The sequence below is a fragment of the Arcobacter arenosus genome, assembly GCF_005771535.1.
GTDB lineage: Bacteria > Campylobacterota > Campylobacteria > Campylobacterales > Arcobacteraceae > Halarcobacter > Halarcobacter arenosus.
This window is the reverse complement of sequence record NZ_VANU01000006.1, coordinates 89459-114899: the sequence shown is the minus strand read 5'-3', so window position 1 is coordinate 114899 and position 25441 is coordinate 89459. Positions and strand designations below refer to the sequence as shown.

At 26.1% G+C, this 25441-nt stretch carries 25 protein-coding genes; 11 read left to right on the top strand and 14 right to left on the bottom strand.

The genetic code is table 11. The features are described from left to right. The first annotated feature begins 36 nt into the window (after positions 1–36). On the top strand, positions 37–1371 hold the full coding sequence (locus tag FDK22_RS13365) for a sodium-dependent transporter (RefSeq protein WP_138153482.1): 1335 nt from the start codon (positions 37–39) through the stop codon (positions 1369–1371). Beyond that, on the top strand, positions 1371–2714 hold the full coding sequence (locus FDK22_RS13360; protein ID WP_138153481.1) for a sodium-dependent transporter: 1344 nt from the start codon (positions 1371–1373) through the stop codon (positions 2712–2714). Before FDK22_RS13365 ends, FDK22_RS13360 begins: the two co-directional genes overlap by 1 nt. A gap of 51 nt (positions 2715–2765) precedes the next feature. On the opposite strand, the gene FDK22_RS13355 is transcribed toward FDK22_RS13360, so the two are convergent. Then, complete coding sequence (locus FDK22_RS13355) at positions 2766–2963, bottom strand: hypothetical protein (protein ID WP_138153480.1); 198 nt, start codon at positions 2961–2963, stop codon at positions 2766–2768. Between the two features lie 159 nt (positions 2964–3122). Between FDK22_RS13355 and FDK22_RS15925 the strand changes: the two genes are divergently transcribed. Beyond that, positions 3123–3245, top strand: a complete 123-nt coding sequence (locus tag FDK22_RS15925; RefSeq protein WP_276309191.1) for a hypothetical protein — start codon at positions 3123–3125, stop codon at positions 3243–3245. Positions 3246–3433: 188 nt separating this feature from the next. On the opposite strand, the gene FDK22_RS13350 is transcribed toward FDK22_RS15925, so the two are convergent. Further along, entirely contained in the window at positions 3434–4117 is a 684-nt protein-coding gene (locus FDK22_RS13350) for a fused DSP-PTPase phosphatase/NAD kinase-like protein (RefSeq protein ID WP_138153479.1), read from the bottom strand. 121 nt (positions 4118–4238) lie between these two features. Here FDK22_RS13350 and FDK22_RS13345 point away from each other — a divergent pair, with 121 nt between their 5' ends. Together FDK22_RS13345 and FDK22_RS13340 are read left to right on the top strand one after the other, a co-directional pair. Beyond that, on the top strand, positions 4239–5786 hold the full coding sequence (locus tag FDK22_RS13345) for an ArnT family glycosyltransferase (protein ID WP_138153478.1): 1548 nt from the start codon (positions 4239–4241) through the stop codon (positions 5784–5786). A 99-nt stretch (positions 5787–5885) separates the two neighbouring features. Beyond that, positions 5886–6089 carry a hypothetical protein gene (locus FDK22_RS13340; RefSeq protein WP_138153477.1) on the top strand — a complete coding sequence of 68 codons (204 nt, stop codon included), beginning with the start codon at positions 5886–5888 and terminating at the stop codon, positions 6087–6089. 4 nt (positions 6090–6093) lie between these two features. Here the strand turns inward: FDK22_RS13340 and FDK22_RS13335 are convergent, their stop codons facing one another. Further along, complete coding sequence (locus FDK22_RS13335) at positions 6094–6360, bottom strand: hypothetical protein (RefSeq protein WP_138153476.1); 267 nt, start codon at positions 6358–6360, stop codon at positions 6094–6096. Positions 6361–6484: 124 nt separating this feature from the next. On the opposite strand from FDK22_RS13335, the gene FDK22_RS13330 reads away from it, so the two are divergent. Continuing rightward, the gene (locus tag FDK22_RS13330; protein WP_138153475.1) at positions 6485–6673 is read left to right on the top strand and encodes a hypothetical protein; all 189 of its coding nucleotides are present in this window, start codon (positions 6485–6487) and stop codon (positions 6671–6673) included. Between the two features lie 95 nt (positions 6674–6768). Beyond that, positions 6769–7695 carry a helix-turn-helix transcriptional regulator gene (locus FDK22_RS13325; protein ID WP_138153474.1) on the top strand — a complete coding sequence of 309 codons (927 nt, stop codon included), beginning with the start codon at positions 6769–6771 and terminating at the stop codon, positions 7693–7695. A 1-nt stretch (position 7696) separates the two neighbouring features. Here FDK22_RS13325 and FDK22_RS13320 read toward each other — a convergent pair whose 3' ends face one another. Together FDK22_RS13320 and FDK22_RS13315 are read right to left on the bottom strand one after the other, a co-directional pair. Next, positions 7697–8935 carry a DEAD/DEAH box helicase gene (locus FDK22_RS13320; protein WP_228711726.1) on the bottom strand — a complete coding sequence of 413 codons (1239 nt, stop codon included), beginning with the start codon at positions 8933–8935 and terminating at the stop codon, positions 7697–7699. Between the two features lie 68 nt (positions 8936–9003). Then, positions 9004–9330, bottom strand: a complete 327-nt coding sequence (locus tag FDK22_RS13315) for a hypothetical protein (protein ID WP_138153472.1) — start codon at positions 9328–9330, stop codon at positions 9004–9006. Positions 9331–9506: 176 nt separating this feature from the next. On the opposite strand from FDK22_RS13315, the gene FDK22_RS13310 reads away from it, so the two are divergent. Next, on the top strand, positions 9507–9839 hold the full coding sequence (locus tag FDK22_RS13310; protein ID WP_138153471.1) for a hypothetical protein: 333 nt from the start codon (positions 9507–9509) through the stop codon (positions 9837–9839). Between the two features lie 10 nt (positions 9840–9849). Here the strand turns inward: FDK22_RS13310 and FDK22_RS13305 are convergent, their stop codons facing one another. Continuing rightward, positions 9850–10992 carry a ComEC/Rec2 family competence protein gene (locus FDK22_RS13305; RefSeq protein WP_228711723.1) on the bottom strand — a complete coding sequence of 381 codons (1143 nt, stop codon included), beginning with the start codon at positions 10990–10992 and terminating at the stop codon, positions 9850–9852. A 200-nt stretch (positions 10993–11192) separates the two neighbouring features. Here FDK22_RS13305 and FDK22_RS13300 point away from each other — a divergent pair, with 200 nt between their 5' ends. Further along, positions 11193–12416 (top strand): APC family permease, encoded by a 1224-nt coding sequence (locus FDK22_RS13300; protein WP_138153469.1) that lies wholly within the window; start codon positions 11193–11195, stop codon positions 12414–12416. Here FDK22_RS13300 and ovoA read toward each other — a convergent pair. The 4 genes from ovoA to rraA form a co-directional block, all read right to left on the bottom strand. After that, on the bottom strand, positions 12413–14539 hold the full coding sequence (gene ovoA / locus FDK22_RS13295) for a 5-histidylcysteine sulfoxide synthase (RefSeq protein WP_228711722.1): 2127 nt from the start codon (positions 14537–14539) through the stop codon (positions 12413–12415). The genes FDK22_RS13300 and ovoA overlap by 4 nt on opposite strands. A 70-nt stretch (positions 14540–14609) precedes the next feature. Continuing rightward, positions 14610–16811, bottom strand: a complete 2202-nt coding sequence (locus tag FDK22_RS13290; RefSeq protein WP_138153468.1) for a tetratricopeptide repeat protein — start codon at positions 16809–16811, stop codon at positions 14610–14612. After that, positions 16801–17367, bottom strand: coding sequence for a gamma-glutamylcyclotransferase (locus FDK22_RS13285; protein WP_138153467.1), 567 nt, complete (start codon positions 17365–17367; stop codon positions 16801–16803). The genes FDK22_RS13290 and FDK22_RS13285 overlap by 11 nt, the downstream gene beginning before the upstream one ends. Then, positions 17368–17847 (bottom strand): ribonuclease E activity regulator RraA, encoded by a 480-nt coding sequence (gene rraA, locus FDK22_RS13280; protein WP_138153466.1) that lies wholly within the window; start codon positions 17845–17847, stop codon positions 17368–17370. A gap of 109 nt (positions 17848–17956) precedes the next feature. Here rraA and FDK22_RS13275 point away from each other — a divergent pair, with 109 nt between their 5' ends. Together FDK22_RS13275 and FDK22_RS13270 are read left to right on the top strand one after the other, a co-directional pair. Beyond that, positions 17957–18946 (top strand): hypothetical protein, encoded by a 990-nt coding sequence (locus FDK22_RS13275; RefSeq protein WP_138153465.1) that lies wholly within the window; start codon positions 17957–17959, stop codon positions 18944–18946. A gap of 71 nt (positions 18947–19017) precedes the next feature. Beyond that, positions 19018–20442, top strand: a complete 1425-nt coding sequence (locus tag FDK22_RS13270) for an SDR family oxidoreductase (protein ID WP_138153464.1) — start codon at positions 19018–19020, stop codon at positions 20440–20442. On the opposite strand, the gene FDK22_RS13265 is transcribed toward FDK22_RS13270, so the two are convergent. From FDK22_RS13265 to rsmH, 4 genes are read right to left on the bottom strand one after another with little or no spacing between them, the layout of a single operon-like run. Then, complete coding sequence (locus FDK22_RS13265; RefSeq protein ID WP_138153463.1) at positions 20414–21163, bottom strand: hypothetical protein; 750 nt, start codon at positions 21161–21163, stop codon at positions 20414–20416. The two genes, FDK22_RS13270 and FDK22_RS13265, sit on opposite strands and share 29 nt — an antisense overlap. Positions 21164–21167: 4 nt before the next feature. Continuing rightward, complete coding sequence (locus FDK22_RS13260; RefSeq protein ID WP_138153462.1) at positions 21168–24260, bottom strand: efflux RND transporter permease subunit; 3093 nt, start codon at positions 24258–24260, stop codon at positions 21168–21170. Next, a complete protein-coding gene (locus tag FDK22_RS13255; RefSeq protein ID WP_138153461.1) occupies positions 24257–24526 on the bottom strand; it encodes a hypothetical protein in 270 nt (89 codons plus the stop codon). The genes FDK22_RS13260 and FDK22_RS13255 overlap by 4 nt, the downstream gene beginning before the upstream one ends. Beyond that, on the bottom strand, positions 24519–25421 hold the full coding sequence (gene rsmH, locus FDK22_RS13250; protein ID WP_138153460.1) for a 16S rRNA (cytosine(1402)-N(4))-methyltransferase RsmH: 903 nt from the start codon (positions 25419–25421) through the stop codon (positions 24519–24521). Before rsmH ends, FDK22_RS13255 begins: the two co-directional genes overlap by 8 nt. Between the last annotated feature and the right edge of the window lie 20 nt (positions 25422–25441).

The window sequence follows — 25441 nt, the reverse complement described above, 5'->3', positions numbered from 1 at the left end:
ATAATTACATATAAATTTTTTAGATGAGGATTAGTTGTGAATAAATTTTCACGTATAGGTTTTATACTTACAGCAGCTGGATCAGCTGTTGGATTGGGTAATATATGGAGATTTCCTTATATTACAGGAGAATATGGTGGTGGTGCTTTTATTTTAGTCTATTTACTTGCCATACTATTTATTGGTTTAACTGTTTTTCTTGCTGAAGCAGTTATTGGACAAAATGGACAAGCAGATGTTTCTACTTCATTTGTTACACTTTCTAAAACAAAAAATAAAAACTGGAAATATGCCGGTTTTATGGTTGCTACAGGATTAATTATATTATCTTTTTATTCTGTTGTTTTAGGTTGGATTTTAGATTATATGATTAAATCTTTTGTTTTTCTTCCTACTGAAGCTAAAATTGCTGGTGAAAACTTTGAAAACCTGATTTCAAATGATATTAGCTCTTTACTTCTTTACCATACAATTATTGCAGGGACTGTTGTTTTTATAGTTTTAAAGGGTATTAAAGAAGGTATTGAAAAAATAAATCTTATTTTAATGCCATTATTAGGGTTAATTTTATTTGGTTTATTGATTTATGCATTTACTTTAGACTCTTTTTCACAGGCTGTCTCTTTTATGTTTAGCCCAGATTTTTCAAAAATTGATAGTAATGCACTACTTGCAGCTTTAGGACAAGCATTTTTTACATTATCACTTGGAGTTGGAACAATTTTAACTTATTCTGCTTCTTTACCTAAAAATGCAAATATTGTTAAATCATCATTTATTGTAGCCTCTGTTGATACGATGATTGCCTTAGTTGCTGGCCTTATTATCTTTACATTCCTTTTTACAGCTGGTGCAAAAAGTGCAGCAGGACCTGGACTTGTATTTATTTCACTTCCTGTAATCTTTTCATCTTGGGGAATATTAGGAAATATAATTGCAGTTTCATTTTTTCTTGCTTTAGTTTTTGCAGGTATTACTTCTGCTGTATCAATGATAGAACCATCACTTAGATTTTTTATTGAAAGATTTAAAATATCTAGAGTTAAAGCAACAATTCTTTGTGGGACAACTTTTTATATTTTGGGTATCATAGCCCTACTTTCAATGTCAAAATCATTTGGTGAAGTACTTACTTTCTTTGGAAAAAATGCCTTTGATATTATGGACTTTGCAAGTTCATCAATTATGATGCCTATTGCTGCAATAATGATATGTATCTTCTTAGGTTATTTTGTTGAAAAAAAGACTTTGGAAGAAAAATTTACAAAACATACAAGTTATACGATATTTAGTATCTGGTACTTTCTTATTAGATATATAGTTCCCGTTGCAATTATCATTTTATTCTTAAATAAATTAGGAGCTATTTAATGAAAACAAACACATTTTCAAGAATTGGATTTATATTAGCAGCAGCTGGTTCTGCTGTAGGACTTGGTAATATATGGAAGTTTCCATATGTAACAGGAGAAAATGGTGGAGGTGCATTTGTACTTTTATATATAATTGCTATTACATTTATTGGACTTTCAATTTTTATTGCAGAATCATATATAGGAAAAGAAGCAAAAGCGAATGCTGCATCTTCATATCAAGTTATCTCTAAAACAAACAATAAGAACTGGAGATGGGCAGGTTTTCAAATCTTTGCAGGTATTATAATTTTATCTTTTTATGCATTTATTATTGGATGGATTATTGAATATTTAATAATAAGTATTACAGGACTTCCAACAACTATAAAAGAAGCAGAAGATACTTTTACAAATCTAATTACACAAAAAATTGGAACGCAAATATTATTTCATACTTTAGTTGTTGCAACTATGGTTTTTATTGCATTAAAGGGTATTAAAGCTGGTATTGAAAAACTTAATTTAATACTTATGCCTTTACTTGCATTAATCTTATTTGGATTATTAATCTACTCTATGAGTCTTGATTCATTTGGTAAAGCGATAAACTTTATGTTTATGCCTGATTGGTCAAAAGTTACAGTTGATTCAATTTTAGCAGCTATTGGACAAGCATTTTTTACACTATCTCTTGGTATGGGTATTATAATAACTTATTCTGCATCAATGGGAAAAGATACAAACTTTATTAAATCATCTGTCTTTGTAGCTATTGTAGATACTGCTGTTGCATTAATTGCAGGAATTATTATCTTCTCATTTTTATTTGCTGCTGGAGCAAAAAGTACTGCTGGACCAGGTCTTGTATTTATCTCTTTACCTTTAATTTTTTCGGAATGGGGAATATTTGGACAAGTTATTGCAGTTGCTTTTTTCTGTGCCTTATTATTTGCAGGTATTACATCAGCCGTATCTTTAGTAGAGCCATCAGTAAGATATCTAATTGAAAAATTCCAAATGAGTAGAATAAAAGCTGTATTTTACACAGCAACATTTCTTTGGATTTTAGGAATTTTTGCATTATTATCTATGAGTGCTGATTATGGTGAAATGTTAACTTTCTTTGGTAAAAGCTTATTTGATCATATGGATTACCTAACTTCATCAGTTGCTCTTCCAATTTCTGGTTTTGTAACTTGTATCTTCTTAGGATACTTTGTTGATAAAAATGTTTTAAAAACAAAGTTTACTTCAGTTACTAGTGTTGCTGTATTTAACATATGGTATGCACTAATTAGATATATAGTTCCAATTGCAATTGCTATACTATTTTTTAATAAATTAGGATTAATTGGCTAAATAAAACCATTATCAACTGTAAATTTTAAAGTTTACAGTTGATAAAAAGATTTAAAATAATGCTTTATCTAATCTATAAATCAATTTTTCTGATTGTTCTTCAATCTTTTCTTGTGTATCTTTAATATCAACAAACATCAAAGCTATAAATAAAACTGCCAATGCGCTACCAACAGACCAAAAAACTAAACTACCATATAAAAAGTAAAGAATAGAACCTAAAGTGATTGTAAATAAAAAGTTTCCCATGATGTTTCCTTTTTTTTAATTTTAAACATTATGAACTATAAAGTAGACAAGTTAATGTCCGAAAAATTTAAAATTTTTATTTTTTTAACTTTACATTTGATTCTTTTTATGTTACTATAAATATATAAAAGTAATAAAATATAGTTAAAAGGATACAAAATGAACTATTATTCAATACAATTAAATGGTAATTATATTACTAGCAAAAAAGATTCTAGTAAAATGCTAATTAGCTCAATAGCAGTAATAAGTGTTATTGTTTTAGTATTGTCAATATTCTAAGAAAAAAGAGGAGCCGAAGGGAAGTTAAGCTCCTCTTATAAGTAAAGTAAGTATTGTCTGACGCGAATCATACTGAGTATTGTTATTTAGTTTCAATAGGAAATATTGGGATGTGAAACAAACAAATACTTCAGTAACAAAATAGTATTTAATCTTGGTGACTACTCAGTTACAAAAAAGAATAAAACCTATTCTCTTCTTAAAATTTTTTCATTTAGAAAACTTGCAAAGAAATTCACCTTAAACTCCTCTTTCATTTTTTTTAGATCTGCTACTTCTTTTGACCAAGTAATTAGATCTATATTAGGGTTTTCTTTTTGATATTTAGCAAATTGTTCAAAATAATAATCACTTCTACCTGCCTTTGAATACTTAACATGCCCAAAAGGTAAAAATCTTAATTGATTTGTATCTAAAATATCTCTTTTTTCAATAAAGTACTGATATAAAGTACAAAAGATTCCTGTTCTATCAGCACCTGCTTTACAATGAATTAAAGTAGGATTGTGCATCTCTTCTTCCATAATTCTTTTATATTCTAAAAGTTCTTTAGTTGTAGGCATTTCCCTTGAACGAATATTTACATTTATAAGCTTTAGTCCAAGTTCTCTACATTTTTCCTCTTCAAATAAAAAATATGCACTTTTTCTGTTTTCTGATTTTAGATTAATAACAGTTTTTATCCCATACTCATTTTTCAATTCTTCTAGTTTTTTCATAGTAGGTTGACTTGAACGATAAATTCCATTTGAAACTTGATGAAAATTAAACCTAAAGTAGTTTGTAAAGTTATGATCTTCAAAAAACATTGAATAAAGCCATGCAACTTTTCTATCATAACTATCATCTAAATCAAATCTAAGAGTTTGCATTTTTTTCCTTACTAAGTAAATCTTTTTATTTTAAATCTATATGATTTCATTTTAGTGACATAAAATAGAAATTTCTAAAAGTGATTGTTGGCTAAACTTTCAAAAAATAAATAGGATTGATTTGAATAAAATTTTGAAATTTAGATATCACAACTTAATAGTTCTTTTATTTTTTTCTTTATTTGCCCTACTTCTACCAATTGGAAATGTACCCTTATTTGATTTAGATGAAGGAGCTTTTAGTGAAGCTACTAGAGAGATGCTTTTAAATAAGAATTTCCTTACAATATATTTAAATGGAGAATTAAGATTTGATAAACCAATACTTATATATTGGTTTCAAGCCTTAAGTGTTTCAATTTTTGGTTTAAACGAATTTGCACTAAGAATACCAAGCGTAATATTCTCACTTTTATGGTTAAGTGCAATATATTTATTTACCAATAGATATTTTAATGAAAAAACTGCATTATACACAAGTATAATTTTTTTATCATCTCTTCAAATAAATATTATTACAAAAGCAGCAACTGCTGATGCATTATTAAATATGTTTATAGTTCTAAGCATGTTTAGTTTTTATCACTATTTTAAAACAAAAAATATCAACTATTTATATTATACCTTCACCTTTATAGGATTTGGAGTTTTAACAAAAGGTCCAATTGCAATATTAGTTCCCCTTGCTTGTACATTAATTTTTTTATTAATAAAAAAAGAATTTCTATTTTGGATAAAATCTGTATTTAACATAAAAGGTTTATTGATTTTTTTAGTTATTGCCTTACCTTGGTATATATTAGAGTATCTTGACCAAGGGCAACTTTTTATCGATGGATTTTTTCTAAAGCATAATCTTTCTAGATTTAACTCTACTTTTGAAGGACATTCAGGAACATATTTTTATTTTATTCCTGTATTAATTTTTGGATTATTACCATTTTCAACTTTAGTAATAAAAACACTTACAAAAATTAAAACTTATCTAAATAATGATATAAACCTATTTCTTTTTATCTGGTTTATTTTTGTTTTCATTTTCTTTTCATTTTCAAATACTAAACTTCCTCACTATATAATTTATGGATATACACCACTTTTTATTTTAATGGGAATTGTTTTTAATGAATATTTAAAACAAGAGAATAAGAAAGTTTTTTTAGTACTATTTTTACCACTTTTATTTTTTTTAACAATTTTTCTTTTTTTACCTAACCTATTACAAATGATTCCAATAAAAGATAAATTTGTTAATTCAATTGAAGATGAAATTATTGAAGTTTTAGATATATACTTTCAAGTTAAACTTTGCATACTAATAATTCTAACTCTTTTTATCTTCAAGATAAAACTTATAAAACTTGAAAATAAATTTTTGCTAATAAGTTTTATTTTTGTAATTTCTGTGAATTATATAATTGTACCAGTAGTAGGAAAAATTCAACAGGAACCTATCAAAAATATAGCTTTATATGCAAAAGAAAATAAACTAAAAATAAATATGTATAAAATGAATAATCCAAGTTTTAATCTCTATTCCCAAAGTTTAGTAAAAAAAGGTGCCCCTAAAAAAGGTGAATATATTTTAACTAAGAAAATTTACTTAAAAGATTTTAATAAATATACAACAATAAAAGAAGAAATGGGTATTGTACTGATTAAATATTAGTACAACTTTTGTACATAACTGTATATATTATAATGTTATAAATATTTCTTAGGTAAAATTCACTGAACATATGTTCAGTATAATATTTGGAGATGCAATATGCCATACGTAAAGTTACTAAAAGAACTTAATATCTCATGTTTTTCTTTTGATGAAAAAGAGAAAACTATCAAAAGAATTTCACCAGAAAAAAGATCTTACAAATCCACATCAGAAAATATAAAACTGATTAGAAAACTAAAAGAAAAGAATATGAAATTTAAAGAAACAAAAGAGGGTAATATAAAAATAGAAGAGCTTTAATCTTCTATTTTTCAAACTCTTTTTTCTTTGCAAAACCAACTCCTGGCTTAGTTTTTATAACTAAACCTAGTTGATCTATAAAAATCTTATAATCAATACCTAAATTATGCATTTTTGCAAAACATGCAGCTGCTACGGCTATTGCATTAGGTATATGGTCTTTTTTCTTATAAGATTGTATATTTTTTTCACTAACTTTAATTAACTTACAAAATTTTGGTATGGATGTTTCTGCATCTAGCAAACACTTTTTAAACTCTATAAATGTCATAAATATCCTTCATATTTAAAAAATAATTATAATTTTAACATTTTTTTATTTACAATTAAGTTAAAAAATATATAATAGTCATAATATATTACTTAATGTAATAAAAAATAAAAAAGGAAGCTATATGGCAAAAGAATTAAAGAAAAAGGTAATTGCAAAAGTTGCAAAAAAAGCAGTTAAGAAAGCTGAAATCAAAAAGAAAAAAGCTCCAGCAGCAATTAAAGCAGTTAAGAAAGCAGTTGCAAAAAAAGCGCCAACTAAAGTAAAAGCAGCTAAAAAATTAGCAAAAAAAGCAGTTAAAAAAGCTGCATAATCAAAATATAGGAAGTTTTAACTTCCTATATTAATCCTATCTTTTAAAACCTACAAACTAATCTTGATTTTAATTTAAATACAATAAACTTTCGTATGAAAAAACATGACTATGATAAAATACTTTTTAGACTAAATAGCATTTGGCAAAGACTAAGAGAAGGAGAAGTTCTTTCTGTAAAAGATTTAGCACAGGAGTTTAATGTTTCTACAAAAACAATTCAAAGAGACTTTAACGAGCGACTCATTCAGAAACTTCCAATAGAAAAAATTGGTCATAAATGGAAAGTTAAAGATGGTCATAGTATTGACAAAAACCTTTCTTTTGAAGAAGATTTAGTTTTAGATGTATTAAAAGAGTTTGCTAGTTCTATGGGGAGTGGATTTGGAAGCAAAGCAAATACACTATTTTCAAAACTTCAAAACACTCATGAAAATCCAATTTATAGTAAAATAGAGATAGAAGATATTTCTGATAAAACTCAACTTATAAAACAACTTCAAGAATCAATTATCTCTTTTAAACAAATAAAATTTCAATTTAAAAATAAATATAGATCTTTAGAACCATATAAAATTACAACATTTGATGGATATTGGTATCTTTTTGGGAAAGATTTAAATGATAACAAACTAAAAACATTTTACATAAAGGATATAAATAACTTAATTGTGGAAGATATATTTTTTGAAAAAAATCTCCAAGCCCTTAAGAAATTAGATTCAGCAATTAATATTTGGTTTGAACCAAATAATGATATTTTTGAAGCAAGATTATTAGTAAAAGAAGATATTGCAAAATACTTTAAAAGAAGACCACTTTCGAAATCACAAGTAATTCTAAAAGAGAATAAAGATAAATCCATTGAGATTTTATTAACAGCTACATCGAAAAAAGAGTTGATTTATGAGGTAAAAAAATGGCAACCAAATTTGTTAGTTATAGAACCAACAAATTTAGCTAAAGAGATGTTAGAAATATCAAAAAATTATTATAAAGAACAATTAGTTTTTATAGATTAAATTAACCCTTTCTAAAACTTCTATTTGAATCTCTTTTTGTAGTTTTTTTAGATTTAGCACCAGTTCTTGTTGGAGCTTTATTTGAAGGAGTTCTTTTCCCTTTTATCTCACTAAGTTTTTTCTTAGTTTGAATTTTTTGTCTTGGTTGTCTATCTTTTAATGGAAAGTTTTCATGAACTTCTCTTTTTACATTTAATTTTAAATCTCTTTCAATTTTTGTAAAAGCATTATAATCATCAACAGTAAGAATAGTAATAACTTCTCCTGTATTACCTGCACGTCCAGTTCTTCCAACTCTATGGGTAAAATCATCTGTTGTTTCTGGTAATGTATAGTTTATTACTAAAGGTAGTTTTTCAATATCAAGCCCACGTCCTGCAATATCAGTTGCAACTAAAACTTTTACTTTTTTATTTCTAAAATCTTTGATTGCTTGAACTCTATCTTTATATTCAATTCCACCATGAACTGTTGCTACTTTTACACCTTGTTCTTTGAAATGTTCTAAAGCAGCATCAACTCCATCTTTCTTATTTACAAAAAGAAGGATTTGATCATATTTAGATTCTTTTATAAGTGCAGTAACTAACTCTTTTTTCTTTTTCTTATCTATTTTATAAGCTTTATGAGAGATTAAACTTACAGTATCCCTTCTATCATGAATTTGAACAGTTACTGGGTCTTTTAAAAACTCTTTAGCTAGTTTTCTAATATTTTGGGAAATAGTTGCCGAACACATAATAATTTGTCTATATGGTGAACATGATGAGAAAATTGTTTCTATTTCATCTAAAAATCCCATCTCAAGCATTGTATCAGCTTCATCTAAAACTATAAAGTTTACAGAGCTTAAATCTATTATTCCCTCTTTTGATAAATCAAGCAATCTTCCAGCTGTTGCTACAACAATATCAATTCCACCTTCTAAAGTTTCTGCTTGTTTTACTCTACTTGTTCCACCCATAATTTTTGTATGTTTAACTTTTAAAAATTGTCCATAATCATTTAAAGCTTTTGAAACTTGTTCAACTAACTCCCTTGTTGGTACAACAATTAAACCTCTTAACACCCTATTTTGTAAACTTAAATTATTGTTTATTCTTTCAAGCATAGGAAGTACATAAGCAGCTGTTTTACCTGTTCCTGATTTAGAAGCTGCAATAACATCAATCTTTTTATTTACAATTGGTATTATTTTCTTTTGAACTTTTGTAGGACTTTCATATCCTTTTTTCTCTATTGCCTTTAAAATAGAATCATTTAATTTTAATTCTTTAAACCCTTGTATAACAAATCCTTTTTATTTTGTTAGTAAACACTTGACATAATTTCATCATCAAGATATTCATCTATTTTTTTGATTAAATCATCATAAGAGATATCGCCCTTTTTATTGAAAACAACAATCTCTTCTCCAAAATCATCTTTGATAAAATGCTCACCTTTTTTAATCTTTTTATATAAATTTTTTATCTCAATTGGTGACTCTGCATCATTATATAAAAACCAATTAGCACTTGTTTTTTCAAGTCGAATTAAGCCATAAGTTTGTTCATCATCTATATAATCTTGAATTGTTCCATTTTCAAATTTTGCACCAACAACCATATCAAATTCGTTTAATATCATCTCCATAAAAAAGCCTTCAAATATTTTATAATTTCGCAATGATACCTAGATTTTCATTAAAATAATTGTAGCTAAAATAGCAAACTTAATCTTAACTGAAACAATTAGATTCATATTATAAATATTACTTTATTAGTATTCGTTAAAATTATAATAATAGCTTATATCAAAAGGAGTCAGTTATGAAACTTTATGGAGTAAAAATAGACTTTGATAATATTCAGTCATGTGGGATTCTTCCAGATATGTGTTTAAATTTTGATCATAGATTTGATGAACTATCAGAAAATGAAAAATTACTTTCATATTGGAATAGTCACATAAATGATTTGCTTGAAGAAACAAAAGATTTAGTTGTTATAAATGATGAAACTAAATCAATGGTATATTCAGCTGATAACAATGCAATTGAGCTGATTAAAAAACACTTTAAAGAGATCCAATTAGAAACAATTGAGTATGAAAATATTAATAAATGTGACTATTGTGTACAGCATGATTATTTGCAAAACTAAAAAAGAGTATTTATAAATATAAATGGCAATTAAACAATACCATTAATATATTTAAAACAATAAAGGCTTTGTTATAAAAAACAGAGCCAATTGATAATACTATATAAAATAAGAAAAACCATAATGGTGTTATAACATCAAATACAGTAAATTTATACTCTAAAAAATCTAAAATAAAACTATCTAAAAAACCTCCATAAGAAAATATATGAAATATTAATTCAAAAGGATAAAAAATAGAAAAACCAAGGGTTAATAGAGGAGATAAAAGCTGTTCAATAGTGGTATCAAAAAAGAAAAAATGAACAATAGGATTAAAAACAAAAAAAATCCAAATATTAAAAAACAAAATACTAAAAAGTTTTGGTAGATTTTTAAAATACTCAAGATACAAAAAGATATAAAATACACCAATAATTGAAAACCAAAAAGATATGGAAAATAAAAACTGCGGAAATAAAGAGATTATTATCAAAAAAGTCAATGCTAAAGTTTGAAAAGAAAGAATTTTCAAATTTGAACGGAGAAATAAAAAAGCTAGAAAAAACATCACAAAACTTCTTAATAAAGAAGGTACCATATTTGTCAAAAGTAAATATAAAAATAAAATAAGAATTGTAAATGCCATAACATCCGCTGATTTATTTCTAAAAATAAAATATCTTTTATGTAAATAACTATAAGGAAAATAAATCAACCAATAAATTATAAAAGAAAGAATAGCTAGATGAAATCCAGATATTGCTATTAAATGACTTATACTCAAATTTGTATAAATTTTTCTGTTTACTTTTGAAATTGGAATAGCTAAAAATAAAGCAGAAAATAATTCCTGTAACTTTTCATTCTTATGTTGTTTATTTATTTTTAAAAAAAGTTTTTCTTTTATAGTATTTTTTGTAGAAATCTCATCATAATAAATTGACTTTGTATAAAATCCTTTTAAAAATTCATAAAAACTTAAATTTGTAGTTAATATTGCAATATTGATATTTCTAAGCTTTTTTATTGAATTGTTTTTTTCAATAGAAGTATATAAAACTAAATTGTTCTCTTGAAGTTTTAATACATAAAAATCTTCTTTATCATAAATATTCTCTATCTTAAAATTTGAATAATAAACTTCCTGTGAAGTAAAATCTTTATATTTCATATACTCATAAATTATATTTAACAAAAAAACAAATAATAAAAATATGATTATCAAAAAGAAATCTTTTTTTGAAGAGACTATTTGTAAGCTATTCATTTAAAAAGCTTACACTAATATAACTATAAATATTATTAAATGATAAAAAAATCGATTAAATTATCTTAATTATTATGTTATAATTCTATTACAAAGGATACAAAATGACAAAATTAAGAAAAGTTCTTCTAAAAAGAGATATTTCTTTAATTATGTTAGTATTTTATGGATTAGGAAATATTTTAGGTGCAGGAATATATGTACTTATTGGTAAAGTTTCTGGAATAGCAGATATTTATACTCCATTTTCTTTTTTACTTGCTGCATTTATCGTACTTTTTACATCATTAACTTATGCTGAATTATCTTCAAGGTTTCCATATAGTGCAGGTGAAGCCCTTTATGCAAAAAAAGCTTTTAACTCTAAATATTTATCTATTATCATAGGGTTTATGATAGCGTTAAGTGGAATATTATCAAGTGCTACAATATTACATGGTTTTTACGGATATGTCTCAACTTTTATAAATATTCCAAAAACATTATCATCAATTTCATTGATTATTATACTTTGCATTATAGCTATTTTAGGTATAGCAAAATCAGTTAAATTTGCAGCAGTTTTAACTTGTGTTGAAATCTTTGGTTTATTGTTTATTTTATTTATTGGTTTTGAAAATATTAATTTTAATGAAGTATCGATGGTAAACTTTATTCCTGATTTTAAGATTTCTATTTGGTACACAATATCAATAGGTGCATTTTTAGCGTTTTATGCTTTTATTGGATTTGAAGATATGGTAAATATTGCCGAAGAAGTAAAAGAGCCTACAAAAACTATGCCAAAGGCTATAATTATAGCATTGATTGTATCTACAATGCTTTACATATTAGTTACCATAGTTTCAATATTGGCAATAAATCCAAGCGAACTTTCTAAAAGTGTAGCTCCACTTGCAGATGTATATTCAAAATTAACAAATAAAGAGCCTATTTTACTAAGCTTTATAGGTATGTTTGCCGTTATAAATGGAGCTTTGGTTCAAATTATTATGGTATCAAGACTATTTTATGGAATGGGAGAGAATAATTGGCTTCCTAAGATTTTTTCTAATATAAATGAAAAAACAAGAACTCCAATATTTTCAACCGTTGTTGCCTCTTTTTTAGTTTTGATATTTACATTATGGCTACCAATAGTAACCCTAGCTTCTCTTACTAGCTTTTTTATATTTATAATATTTACTTTAATGAACTTATCATTAATAAAAATAAAAAGAGAAGTGCCTAATCCAGAAGGGGTATTAGTTTACCCTATCTGGATACCAATAGTAGGAGTTATTGTAAATGTATCTTTATTAATTATTCAACTATTTTCTATAATCTAAATCTTTTTCCAAATGCTCATTTGTGAAAGTGTATGTTGATGTTTTCTAGCTGTTTCTCTAATAACAAAAGGAACATCTATAGTTTCAAGTAATTCAAACTTATCTTTTAGATTCTCTTTTAAAGTATCTAAAGTTTCAACCTCTTTATTATCTTTTAGAAAACCTCCTAGCCAATTTTCCTTTGGAGTATAATCTTCTAACCAAGTATAAGGACTTAGAAGTACTAGTAAACCATCTTTATTTACCCTATTTGGAACATCATCTAAGAATTTTTGTGGATAATATAATCTATCAATTAGATTTGAGCAAAAAATTAAGTCATATCCAGTGTAAATATCTTTTAAATTACAAGCATCCCCTTGCATGAAAGTTACTTTATCTTTGATTTCATCTAAATCAAAATCTTTTAAAGAAACAGTTTTTTCTTCAAAAAGTTCACCTTGTGTTGCAACTTTAAAAGTTAGGGAATCATATTTTTTTAACTTTACACCAACATTGATAAAGTTTGCTGAAAAATCAATACCTAAAACTTCATCAAAATATTTTGCAAGTTCGAATGTACTTCTTCCAACAGAGCAACCTAAATCCATAGCCTTTTTTGTCTGACAATCTTTTAAATAGGGTTTTAATATCTCTACACTATTTTTTGGAAAGTTTTTAACCCCAAAGTACTCATCACCATAATGAAACTCACAATATTGAGAGATTTGTTCATCTGTTTCGTAAACATTATTGTTTAGTTTTGTTCTATAATCATTTGATGAGTGTACATATCTAAAACCAGCATGTTGGAAGAAATGTTTTCTAAAGGCATACCTTGCACTTCTTAAAATCTCATTTCCTAAAGATATAAATGAACCACCTTTGATTAAAGCATGCCTATCATCAAAAGTTGGTGTAGTAAAATCATCATATGCAGGGTGAGTTTTAAAGCCATCAAAAGGATAAGTAGGGGTAATACTCCATTGCCATACATTTCCAACTACATCATAAAAATCATCAAAATCATATTTGTCAACTGGTGTTTGATTAAAGAAGTTTAGACCAATATTTGCTTCGTTATTTTTAACTTTTTCTTGAGCATTTACATAATCATTTAATCTATAATACTCATCTTCACTTGGAAGTCTAACCTCAAAACCTAATTTTTCACTCTTATATTTACAAAATGCTTCAGCTTCATAAACGTTGATATCTACTGGGTAGTTTAAAGGTAGAGGAACAATTCTATTTATCTCTCTTAAGAAATATTCTCCATCTTTTTTTAGCCAAAAAACTGGCATTTTAGCTTGCTTAAAATCTAACCATTTTAAGCCATCTTCACTAAAGTAATGAAGTTTTGAGTATCCTCCATCTTTAACAAACTCTAAAAATTCTCCATTAGAAACAAGATATTTACTTGCTTTAAAATCTTTTATAAAAGCTTTATGAAAAGCAAACTCATTGTCCCATCCATAAAAAACTGGATTTGAATGATCTTTTTCTAATAAAACATCACCCCCTTTTACATCAACAAGTTCATTTTGTGGATATTTTTGTGAGAATTCATTACAATATTGAAATATTTCATCTTTTATTAAATATTTAATATCTAATTCCCTTAAAAGTACTGACGAAGTTTCAATATGGATATTTTCATGTTCAATTCCCATAAGGATAATCCACATAGGAGACTCCCAATCTATAGGCATAGTAAACTCTATATTATCAATTATCTCTAAAACCAAACTCTTAACTTCATTTCTATATTGTTTTACTTCTTCAAAACTAGGCCAATCATAGTTTTCACTATTTAAATCATCCCAACTCATTTCATCAACGCCAATGGCAAAAATAGATTCAAATTTTTTATTAATTCTTTTTGTAGTAATGTTTGAAACATTTAATTTATTCATAAAAAAAGTAGCAGTATGACCATAATAAAAAATAAGAGGTTGTCTTAATTTATTTGGTTGTTTATAAAAATATTTTTTATCTTCCAATAAGTCGAATAATTTTTCATCTAATTCATATGTTTGAAGAAAATAGTTTCTAATTTCAGCTCTTTTTTCTTCTACAGTACCCTCATCTAACCTAATTGTATCTTTTCTATAACTTTCCATGACTTCTTTTCTATAATTCATTATCACCCCTTTTTATATGAGGCTTATTTTAGTAATTTAAAATTACAACTTGTATTCATTAAATGTTAATTTATAAACTTATATCGTGAATTTTACCTTTTTTAACAAACTTTTCAATTAAACAATCTATTTGATTTTTTTCATAAGTGTCAACTAAATTTATATGTTCTTTTAATCTTGTCATCATATTTACAGTTGGTTTTCCCAATAAAATATTAGCTATAATGTTTTCACAAAGTAAAATACCTAATCTTTTTATTGAATTAGTGCTATCTAAAATCTCAATTGCTTCTAACGTTAATTTATCAACTGTTTCTAAACATTTTTTATCATCAATAACCAATGATTTATATAAGATATTTAATGCTTGATTATGAAGCACAACTGGCATCTCATCCCTGTCTCCAACTGAAGTTTTTAATAATAATCCAATATCTCCCATATGAATAGATTTATCTATTGTTTCAATATTTTTAAAATCTTCAAAAATAAATTTAAACCTATAAGAAATTGACATATTAATAAAAGTCCCACCATACTCAAAATCTCCAAGATTTGGTATTGCTAGGCATTTTTTATAGTTTTCTATTGCCATTTCATAATCTTCATTCCATTCACAATAATTGGCTTTAATATTATAGTAATGCCATAACCAAATAGGTTTATTATCATTAGAATGGGAATATAACAAGTTTTTTAATGCTTCTAATAGTTTTAATCCCTCTTGTTTTTTCTCTTCATCCCTTTTTGAAACAATAATCCAAGATTTTCTTTGTAAAAATTTTACTTCTATCTCTTCTATTTGATTATTTGTTTTCTTATCAATGTTTTCGGGTAAAGTTTCATATGCTTTATTAAAATCACCCATTCTTTCATATAAAGAACTAATATCAACAGCGTATTTATTAGGGTTTATTTCAAAAAGATATTGAGAAATTAAAAGTGCTTGCTGGAAGTAACCATTTCTTTCAAATAAAAACTTTAAATCATCTAAAGATTCAATTGATAATTTTCTATATATTGAATTATTTGTTAATTCAAAGTTTTCAATCTGTTGTGGATCAAACATCTCACCTGCTATATCAAACCAATAATTATCAATCAATGAGTATTGTTGTTTATTTTTTATTGCTAAAATAAGTTTTTGTAAAATTGCAATGGTTCTTTTTTCATCTAAAACTATATCTTTTACATAATAATATAAGATAAGCAAAGATATAGGATTATCAAAATAGTCCAAACACTCTTCTATATGATTTCGTAAATAATATGATAAGCTTCTTTTCTCATCATCTAACTCTTTATTTTTTACAATACTTGAAAAATATATTTGAGCAGATTTCTCTTGTTTTACAAATTTAAAATCATCAAAACTTCTATTGATAAAGTTTTGAAAACCTGATATTAAAATATTTGAATCATTTTTGGTATCAAAGAAGTTTCTACCACAATATTCAAATAACTCTAAAGAGATAAAAGTTTTTTGACATTTACTGCTTGAAATAAACTTAGTTGAGCTTAAGTGCATCAAAGTATAAAGTTTCTTTTCCTTTGAAGATAATAAGAATTCAATATCAGAATCAAATTTCCCATTTCTTACATTTTCAAAGTTTACCTCACTAACTCCTAGTTTCTTTAATCTATTTGCAAAAACTTTTTTTAAATCATTTCTTACATAAAAATTTACTTCATCAAAGTTTTTAAGTAAGGTTGGAATAATTAAACGATACATCCAATGGTTTTTTTCAAGAATATCAACATTGTAAATATTTACTGTAGTTTTTTTATCTAATTCTTGTAAAGCAACTTGAAGTCTTTTTAATCTTCTTGTATCTTTATTAAACCATGATTGTAAACCATCTTTTAATTGGCTACTTTCACCTTCTAGTATTGAAGGCATCATTAAAAGTCCAAAGAAAAAGATTAAAACGAAAAATAGTGAAATATAATCATTAAAGCCTAAATCAAAAGGAGTTTCAAACAATATTTTTTTAAACATATCTTCATATAAAGAGGAAGAGATTAATGCAAAAAGAATTATGATAACAGAAATTACACTTAAAAAAAGTGTAGATATTTTTTTTCTGAGTTTAAAAAAAGAGGATGAATTTCCACATACACTATTTAAAGAAGACTCAAAATCGTCTAAACTATCTGTATCAAAATATGTAATTTCAATACCATTTTCATTTTTTTTGATTATTGAGTCATCTTTTGTTTTTCTACTAAATTTATTTAAATCTCCACTAATTATAGTTGATTTAGTTTTCATTTGTTAAACCATCTTTTGCAAATTTATTTTGTATAGGGTCACTAAAAGTGTAATTTCCATCTTTGATTGGAAAAGAAAAATTGGAATATGATTTTATAAATTCCTCTTTAAACTCTTTAGAATATGGTTCTAAACCATCCTCTAAGAGTTTTATATATTTTTTAGGAATAAATGCTTTTTTATTTGAAGCATTTGCTATTTTAGCAGGGTTTGTAGTCATAAAAGTATAAACTTTTTCATCTGTTTTAAAATCTTCAACAGAATCAATTTGTATACATGAATAATTCTTTTCCCTAAGCTTTAAAAACTCAAACTCTTCCTCTGTAATTTTAAGTAAAACCCCATTAGTTGATACTTTTTCATCTCTTTGTAAATTTAAAAAAACTGCATCAGTAATCTTTTCCTCTCCATCAAAAATCACATGTTCAATGGAGTTCCAAACCTTTTTAAATCCTTTTACCTGTACAGGAATAAAGTCACTATTTTCTAGTTTTCTTTTAAAAGATTTTTGAGCACTATTTATATTTACTAAAGAACCAAAACCAAATATATACATTTAAACAATTTTTTCTTTTGAAAGGATGATACCATCTGTATCAGCATAAATATAATCACCATCATTAAACTGAACACCACAAAAAGACAATTCAATATTTCTTTGACCTTGAGTAACAGGGATATACTTTCTTGGACAAGTTCCCCTAGCAAAAAGTGCAACAGGGATATCTTTTATTTGAAAAGTGTCTCTTATATAACCATTTACAATAATACCCTCAAAATTATTATTGTGTGCAAACTTCATTAAATTTTCACCCACAACGGCATAATATTCCTCTTCAACATCAACCACTACAATTTTTCCTGTTCCATCTTCATCTCTTAATAATTTAACCAATTCACTATTATTTCTATCAAGCTTTAAAGTTACTACAGTTCCACAAATTTTATCTTTTGCCCCATAATTTTTAAATTCGTTGTCTAATACATGAACTTTATCGGCATGTTCATCACAAATATCAGCAGTAAAAAATTCCATATAATATATCCTTATTTCTTTTTTAGGCTTCAATTATCTCTAAAATGTTATTAAAATCACTTTTTCTATACAATAAACTTTTAAAATAGAAAAAACAAAAGAGAGAAAGATGAAAATATATTTTATTTTATTTCTGACACTATTTTTATTAGGTTGTTCTAATAAAACAGTTACTATAAAGTCTTTGCAACCATCGCAAATTTCTAATATAAGAGTTCATGATGTCATATTAGAGAAGTTTATAAATGACAATATTAATCAAACAAATTATATTGAAGAACAAATTGTTAATAAAATAGTTGAGAATAAAAGAGTTTTTACCCTTAAACCAACTTATAAAAATGTTGATGCAATAATAACGGGAGAGGTATTAGATTCTTCAATACATTTTAGTTATTACTATGAAGATGATGTAGATTATACTAGATGTGTTGAATTTGAATATAAAGATAAAAAAAGAACCGATAAGTGTGTAAGATATAAAAAAATTAAAATTCCATGTGAAAGAAAAGATTATTATGTACAAACCAAAATTGATGTTTTAGATTATAATGAAACAGCTCTTTTTTCTAAAATTTACAAAGGTCATAAACAAAATATAGATTGTAATTACAACAGAAGATTTTTTACTGAATATTTTTTAAATGTAAATAGAGTCAAAAACAACTCAACTGACCCAATGAATATAGACATAGCAAAAGAGATAGCATCAAAAGCAATTAATGATATATCTCCCCATTATTCATACACAAAGGTTAAATTCTTTTCAAACTTTGATAATAAAAACTATCCAGATACTATGATAAAAAGTTTTGAGAATATTGTAGAACTGTTAGAAAAAAATTTAACTAATATTGCACAAGAAAAGCTTATTATTCTAAATGAACAATTAAATTCAAGCTCTTATGAGGTTTTATATAATTTAGCTTTAACTTATGAAAATCAAAGCTTATTTACAAAAGCTAGAAAATATTATTTTGAGGCAAAAGATATTTGTACTAATAATGAAGATTTAGTCCTTATTGATAATGCAATTGAAAGAATATCTGTAAATTCATATAATAACTCTAAGGCAAAATCTCAATTGATTAAAAAATAGTATTAAAGTACAAAAAGTAGATACCAAGATAGTATAACTAATGGTAAACTTAGAAAAAATAAGGATTTATCATGAAAGTTTTGTTAACAGGCTCAACAGGATATATTGGAAGAAGATTAAAACAAAGACTATCAAACAGAGATGATATAGACTTAAAAATTTTTGTACGAAATAAAAAATCTCACTCAAACTTAACTTTAAATAGTTTTGAAGTTTTTGAAGGGGATACTTTTGACAAAGAAAAACTTGAAATCGCCTTGCAAGGTGTTGATACAGCTTTTTATCTAATTCATTCACTTAATAATAAAAACTATAAAGATTTAGATAAAATCTCAGCTAAAAATTTTATAGAAGCTGCTGAGAAATGTGGTGTAAAAAGAGTGATATACCTTGGTGGCTTAGGTGTGAAAAATGAAAATACAAGTGAACATCTACTAAGTAGAATTGAAACTGGTGAAGTTCTTTCTTCATCTAAAAAAGTACAAACTATATGGATTAGAGCTGGGGTTATAATTGGTTCAGGGAGTACAAGTTTTGAGATAATTAGAAACTTAACTGAAAAACTTCCTATTATGACTACACCTAAATGGGTTTATACTAAAACGCAAGCAATAGGTGTTGATGATGTTTTAAACTATTTAGAACAATCTATAGATTTAGAATCAAAAGAAAATTTAGTTGTAGATATTGGAAGTGAACAACTTACCTATAAAGATATGATGATACAAACAGCTGAAGCTTTAGAGTTAAAAAGGATAATAATCCCCCTACCTTTTTTATCAATTACACTTTCATCTTATTGGTTAAATCTATTTACTCCTGTACAATTTACCGTTGCAAAAGCTTTAATTGAAGGATTAAAATCTGAAGTTGTAATTCAAAATAACAATGCAGAAAAATATTTTCCAAATATAAAACCAATAAGTTATAAAGAGGCTGTAAAAAAAGCGATTAAAGAGATAAAATCAAATCAAGTAATTAGTAGATGGAGTGATACTGGTGGAAGAATTTGGGAGCAAAATCATACTCAAGAAATTGCTGATGCAATTTTTGTAGATAGAAAAGAAAGAACGATAAAAAATATTAGTAAGGAAGCTATATACAAAAGTTTTATCTCAATTGGTGGCAAAAATGGTTGGTTTGCCTATGATTTTCTTTGGGAAATAAGAGGAGTTTTAGATAAATTAATTGGTGGGGTTGGACTAAAAAGAGGAAGAAGAAGCCAAAATGATTTAAGAATTGGTGAGTCATTGGACTTTTGGAAAGTTGTTGATATTAAAGAGAATGAAAGACTTTTACTTTTTGCTCAAATGAAACTTCCAGGTCTTGCATGGTTAGAGTTTAAAATTGAAGATAATAAACTAATTCAATCAGCTTATTATTATCCAAAAGGTGTTTTTGGTAGATTGTATTGGTATAGTTTAATCCCTATTCATTATTTAGTTTTTAATAATATGATAGATTCAATTATAAAAAAATCTGCCAATGATGACTAAAGTTTTTATGAAACTTTTCAAGGGCATTTTTAGAAAAATAGTGAATATATTTATCTTTTAATATAAAAAAATAAACCCTTGGCGAATAGGGTTTATGTTTTATGGCAATAACTTTAAAAAACCTATTTTCTAGCTTCTCTTTTATGATTTTAATTTGATTATCATGGGGCATTGAACGGTTTAGATGATGATAAACGACAACTGATCTTCCAACATTATATAGCTGTTCAATCTCATCAAAAAAGATATATTTTCCTGCTTTTACTTTTTTTGAAAAACTATCAAATGTTAATAATTCAATATCTTTTTCCTCTTTTTTAATTTTTGTTGCAATCCCATTGTCAGGATCAACAAAAATAAAATCAGCATCTTTTGAAAATCTTAAAGCTTCTAAAAACCACTCTTTTCTAAAATCTAATCTATCTTTTCCATTTTTGTTTACATACTTTGAAAAATATTCGCAGTTAGGTAAAAGATTTAAATTCTCCAAAGCTTTTACACTTCTTTGCCCACTAACAAGCTTCTTAAAAGAGTTTTCTAAATCTATATCAATATCTTTTACTTTATCAAAATAATTAATATACATCCCATCACTATTGTGTGATTCATCTGGATACATATACCAAATTTGTTTTAGTTTATAACTGTTGTGATTAAAAAGTGTTCTTAATAGATGAAACTTACCAAAATCTCCAATATCAGCCGCATATCTATTTTGCATACCATTAACTTTTTCTTAAATAAATAAGTCTATAAACCATTGGTACATAATAAAGATTTAAAATTGTTGCCCATAATATTCCATATCCTAATGACAAGGCCATTGGTTGTAAAATCAAAGCTTGACCTGAAGCAAAAAATATCAATGTACTCAAACCTAATACAGTTGTAATAGAAGTTAATAAAATAGGTCTAAGTCTTAAAACTGCATAGTCTTTTAACTCTTCTAAATTTTTAGCTTTTTTAATGAAATCCATCATAATAATACCATCATTTACAATTACACCAGCAAGTCCAACCATACCAATTAAACTTGGCATTGTTATATTTACACCCATAATAAAATGTCCAAAATAAACACCTAAAATAGATAAAGGAATGGTGCTTATTATGATAAGAGGTTTAATCATAGAATCAAACATCCATACTAAGGCAATAAAAATTAAAATGATAGCCATTAAGGCAGCTTGAGCCATCTCTTTTTTTACTTTTTCATTCTCTTCTTGCTCACCTTTTACATCAATACTTACATTTGTTTTTGTTTTTAAATCTTCTAATACAGGATTTAATTTGTCAAAAACATCACTAGAGGTTGTATTAGTAAATGATGCTGTAACACTTGTAATTCTCTTATTGTTTTCTTTAAAAATTTGCGAGTATGCAGGAACTTTAATAAAATCAGCAACTTGAGATAATAATACTTTTTGATTAGTTCCAGGAACAGTAACTTCAAAGGAATTTAAAGATTTTAATTCATCTTTATTTTTACTTTTAAATACAATATCAATAATTCCTTTATCATCAAACATTTTTGAATAAGTACCTTTAAAATATAAAGGTCTAAGTTCACTTAATATTGATTCTTCTGAAAAACCTAATTCATAACCATATGCATTTACTTTAAATTTAAGTTCATAATTTCCTGTTAAAGAATCATCAGCTATATTTGATACACCTTTAATCTTAGCTAATTCATCTTTAAGTATTTGTGCAATTTTTCTAACCTCATTATTATCTCCTGAGACAGCTAATTCTAAATCATTTTTAACAATCCCCGCCTTTGGTACAAATACTTTTAGCTCATCAAAATCACCTGAGTTTATATATTTTTGTAACTTATCTTTTACTATTCTCTCTATATCTTGAGCACTATTACTTCTAATCATATCTTTATCATCATATTTAGGAGAAAGATATGGATTTATATATTTTTCAAAACTATTTTGTGGTGCTCTTTCATATAAATTAACAAATATCTGAAAATAAAACTCTTCATACTGAGGTTGATTTTGTCCATCAAGTTTCATTCCTGTAACAGAACTAACTGATTGGATTTCGGTTTTAAAATCAAGTGTATTTAAAAGTTGTTTTTCCAATTCAAATACTGTTTGTTCAGTCTGTTCAATTTTTTTACCAACACCAACTGAACCAGTTATATAAATCTGTGTAGAATCAAAATCTGGTAAAAATTGAAATTTTGAAGATTTAATAAGAATAAAAGTTGATGCAAATATTGCAAAAACAAAAATTATCAAAGCTAAAAACCTACCTTTTAATAGATAAGATAAAATATTCCTGTAGAGATTTTTATTGAAATCCCAAACCTTATGAGACTTTCTATCTTCATGGCTAACCGTTAGTAGTTGATTGGCATGTAAAGGTAAAAAGAAAAATGCTTCAATAAGAGAACTAAGTAATAATATTGATATCATGATTGGTAAGATTTGCATAAATTTACCAGTTTGACCAGTCATAAGTAAAATTGGTAAAAAAGCAAATATTGTTGTAGCTGTTGCAGTTAAAACAGCAGGGTACATCTCTATTGCACCATCACGAGCAGCTTCAAATTTATCTTTACCCATCTCCATATGTCTATAGATATTTTCCCCAACAACAATTGCTTCATCAACTAACATCCCTAAAGCTATTAATGCCCCAAGAAGAGATAACATATTTAAACTATACCCTAAAGCATCAGCAGAGATAAGTCCTATCATAAATGAAGTTGGGATACCTATTGCAATAACTAAAGCAATTCTCACATTAATAAATAACAATAAGGCAATAAATAAAAGTACAAGACCAAATAAGATATTTGAAACTACTGTGTTAAGTCTATTCTTAACCCAAATAGAAGTATCAATATATGTATCAAATTGCACATTTGTATATTGCTTTTCAAACTCTTTTGTAATTTCCTTAATTTGCTTTACTAAATCAATTGCATCACCCTCTTCGCTTTTACTAATACTAACAGCTACATTTCTTTCACCATTAAAGTGAGACTTATCTTGAACATCTCCATATGTATAAGTTATATCTGCTATATCTTTTATTCTAAGTTTAGTTTCTCCAACTTTTATTATTGTATTTTTAATAGTTTCTACATCTTTTTCACCATTAAAAGTACTTAAATAATAATGTCTTGAAGTATCTTTAATAATCCCCACGGGAAATATTGTACTTAATGATTGAATAGCACTAATAACAGCTGTATTAGATAGATTAAAAGCTTCAATTTTAGATTCATTAAAAATGATATGTAACTCTTTATCACTTTTTCCTAAAACACTAACATTTTCTAAATCTTTTAATTGCTGTATTTTTGATTTAACATCATCAGCAATATCTAATAACTCTTCTTTTGAGGTATTGTTTTTTGAATAAACAGCAACAGTAATCAAAGGAAAATTATGAATCATATTTTTAACTATTGGCTCATCCATGTCTGATGGCAAATTAGTTTTAACTTTTGTAACAATATCTTTTATATCATCTACTACTAAATTTGAATCTTCACCCTGCTTTAATTCAGCAGTTATAGTAAAATATCCATTTTTAATAACCGATGTTATTTTATCAACTTCCCCTACACTTAATAGTTCATCTTCAATATCTTCAACTGCAATTTTATCAAGTAAATCGGAACTTGCTCCTGCATAAGTCCCAGTTATTGTAACCGCATCCATATTTGATGGCGGGAATATCTCTTTTGGGATTTGGAAATAAGCGAATACTGATAGTATAAAAATAAAGAAAAGTAAAAAATGGTTTAGTATTGGCTTTTTAAGTCCGAACTCAATAATTGTTTTTATCATTTGATTTTTGTTCCGTTTGCTTCTTCTATTGAATAAATTAAAAGTGAATCTTCAACTTGGTTTTTAAATTTCATATCCTCTAATTGCTGAGCAAGGAATTTATTTTCCTCTTTCAATGAAATATAATGGGCATATAATTTATTTATATCCTTACTTTTATAATATATATTATTCATGATATATAATTTAGGTACAAATAAAATCAAAGCAATTAATAAAATACCGAAAACAATAAGTATTGAATTTTTTGCATTTAATCTAGTCAAATTTAAAAACCCTTAATTTTGAACTTCTACTTCTTGGGTTTTGTCTAATCTCTTCTTTTGTAGGAACTATTGGCTTTTTTGTTAAAATTTTTCCTAAAGCATGGTTGTTTCCACAATCACATCTAAATGCATCTTTTGGACAAACACAAGACTTACTCCATTTTTTAAAATAGTTTTTTACTATTCTATCTTCTAGTGAGTGGAAAGAAATAATTGCAATAATACAATCCTTTGGTTTATTCTCCTCAATAGAATCAAAAAGTCTTTCTAATACTCCAAGTTCATCATTAACTTCAATTCTAATTCCCTGAAAAGGTAATGTAGCTGGATGTATTTTACCCTTTGACATTTTTTTTGCTAAAAAATCAGCAAGTTCTTTTGCAGAAGAGAATGGTCTATTGTTAACAATTAAAGAAGCAACTTTTTTATATTCTCTTACCTCTCCTAAATCATGAAAAACTCTTTCTAATTCATGTTGAGAGTAAGTATTTACTACAACTGAAGCATCTAATGGTTTTGTTTGATCCATTCTCATATCAAGGGTATCACTATCAAAACCAAAACCTCTTTCATTTTTATCAAGCTGTAAAGATGATACACCAATATCTGCTAAAATTCCTTTTATATTAAATCCCCTAAAGGTTTCAATTACATGTTCAAAATTTCCTTGATTGAACAAAACTCTATTTTTATAAGGTTCTAATCTTTTTTTAGAAAACAATAATGCTTCTTCATCTTGGTCATTACAAATTAGTTGAATATTTTCATTTTGTTCTATTAAACCGATACTATGACCCGCATAGCCAGTTGTACAATCTATAATATAACCTTCATTGATTTCACTAAAAGTTTCCAAAACCTCATTAAAAAGTACTGGAATATGTGGTATTTCCATTCATTAAGCCTTTTAAAGCA

What these genes read in the sequence shown, in the direction of transcription:
- FDK22_RS13275 (WP_138153465.1), top strand. Translation starts at nt 17,957, where the DNA reads ATGAAAATATATTTTATTTTATTTCTGACACTATTTTTATTAGGTTGT.
- FDK22_RS13270 (WP_138153464.1), top strand. Translation starts at nt 19,018, where the DNA reads ATGAAAGTTTTGTTAACAGGCTCAACAGGATATATTGGAAGAAGATTA.
- ovoA (WP_228711722.1), bottom strand. Translation starts at nt 14,539, where the DNA reads ATGAATTATAGAAAAGAAGTCATGGAAAGTTATAGAAAAGATACAATT.
- FDK22_RS13310 (WP_138153471.1), top strand. Translation starts at nt 9,507, where the DNA reads ATGAAACTTTATGGAGTAAAAATAGACTTTGATAATATTCAGTCATGT.
- FDK22_RS13285 (WP_138153467.1), bottom strand. Translation starts at nt 17,367, where the DNA reads ATGTATATATTTGGTTTTGGTTCTTTAGTAAATATAAATAGTGCTCAA.
- FDK22_RS13330 (WP_138153475.1), top strand. Translation starts at nt 6,485, where the DNA reads ATGGCAAAAGAATTAAAGAAAAAGGTAATTGCAAAAGTTGCAAAAAAA.
- FDK22_RS13355 (WP_138153480.1), bottom strand. Translation starts at nt 2,963, where the DNA reads ATGGGAAACTTTTTATTTACAATCACTTTAGGTTCTATTCTTTACTTT.
- FDK22_RS13360 (WP_138153481.1), top strand. Translation starts at nt 1,371, where the DNA reads ATGAAAACAAACACATTTTCAAGAATTGGATTTATATTAGCAGCAGCT.
- FDK22_RS13325 (WP_138153474.1), top strand. Translation starts at nt 6,769, where the DNA reads ATGAAAAAACATGACTATGATAAAATACTTTTTAGACTAAATAGCATT.
- FDK22_RS13315 (WP_138153472.1), bottom strand. Translation starts at nt 9,330, where the DNA reads ATGGAGATGATATTAAACGAATTTGATATGGTTGTTGGTGCAAAATTT.
- FDK22_RS13260 (WP_138153462.1), bottom strand. Translation starts at nt 24,260, where the DNA reads ATGATAAAAACAATTATTGAGTTCGGACTTAAAAAGCCAATACTAAAC.
- FDK22_RS13300 (WP_138153469.1), top strand. Translation starts at nt 11,193, where the DNA reads ATGACAAAATTAAGAAAAGTTCTTCTAAAAAGAGATATTTCTTTAATT.
- FDK22_RS15925 (WP_276309191.1), top strand. Translation starts at nt 3,123, where the DNA reads ATGAACTATTATTCAATACAATTAAATGGTAATTATATTACTAGCAAA.
- rraA (WP_138153466.1), bottom strand. Translation starts at nt 17,847, where the DNA reads ATGGAATTTTTTACTGCTGATATTTGTGATGAACATGCCGATAAAGTT.
- FDK22_RS13290 (WP_138153468.1), bottom strand. Translation starts at nt 16,811, where the DNA reads ATGAAAACTAAATCAACTATAATTAGTGGAGATTTAAATAAATTTAGT.
- FDK22_RS13350 (WP_138153479.1), bottom strand. Translation starts at nt 4,117, where the DNA reads ATGCAAACTCTTAGATTTGATTTAGATGATAGTTATGATAGAAAAGTT.
- FDK22_RS13265 (WP_138153463.1), bottom strand. Translation starts at nt 21,163, where the DNA reads ATGCAAAATAGATATGCGGCTGATATTGGAGATTTTGGTAAGTTTCAT.
- FDK22_RS13340 (WP_138153477.1), top strand. Translation starts at nt 5,886, where the DNA reads ATGCCATACGTAAAGTTACTAAAAGAACTTAATATCTCATGTTTTTCT.
- FDK22_RS13305 (WP_228711723.1), bottom strand. Translation starts at nt 10,992, where the DNA reads ATGAAATATAAAGATTTTACTTCACAGGAAGTTTATTATTCAAATTTT.
- FDK22_RS13335 (WP_138153476.1), bottom strand. Translation starts at nt 6,360, where the DNA reads ATGACATTTATAGAGTTTAAAAAGTGTTTGCTAGATGCAGAAACATCC.
- rsmH (WP_138153460.1), bottom strand. Translation starts at nt 25,421, where the DNA reads ATGGAAATACCACATATTCCAGTACTTTTTAATGAGGTTTTGGAAACT.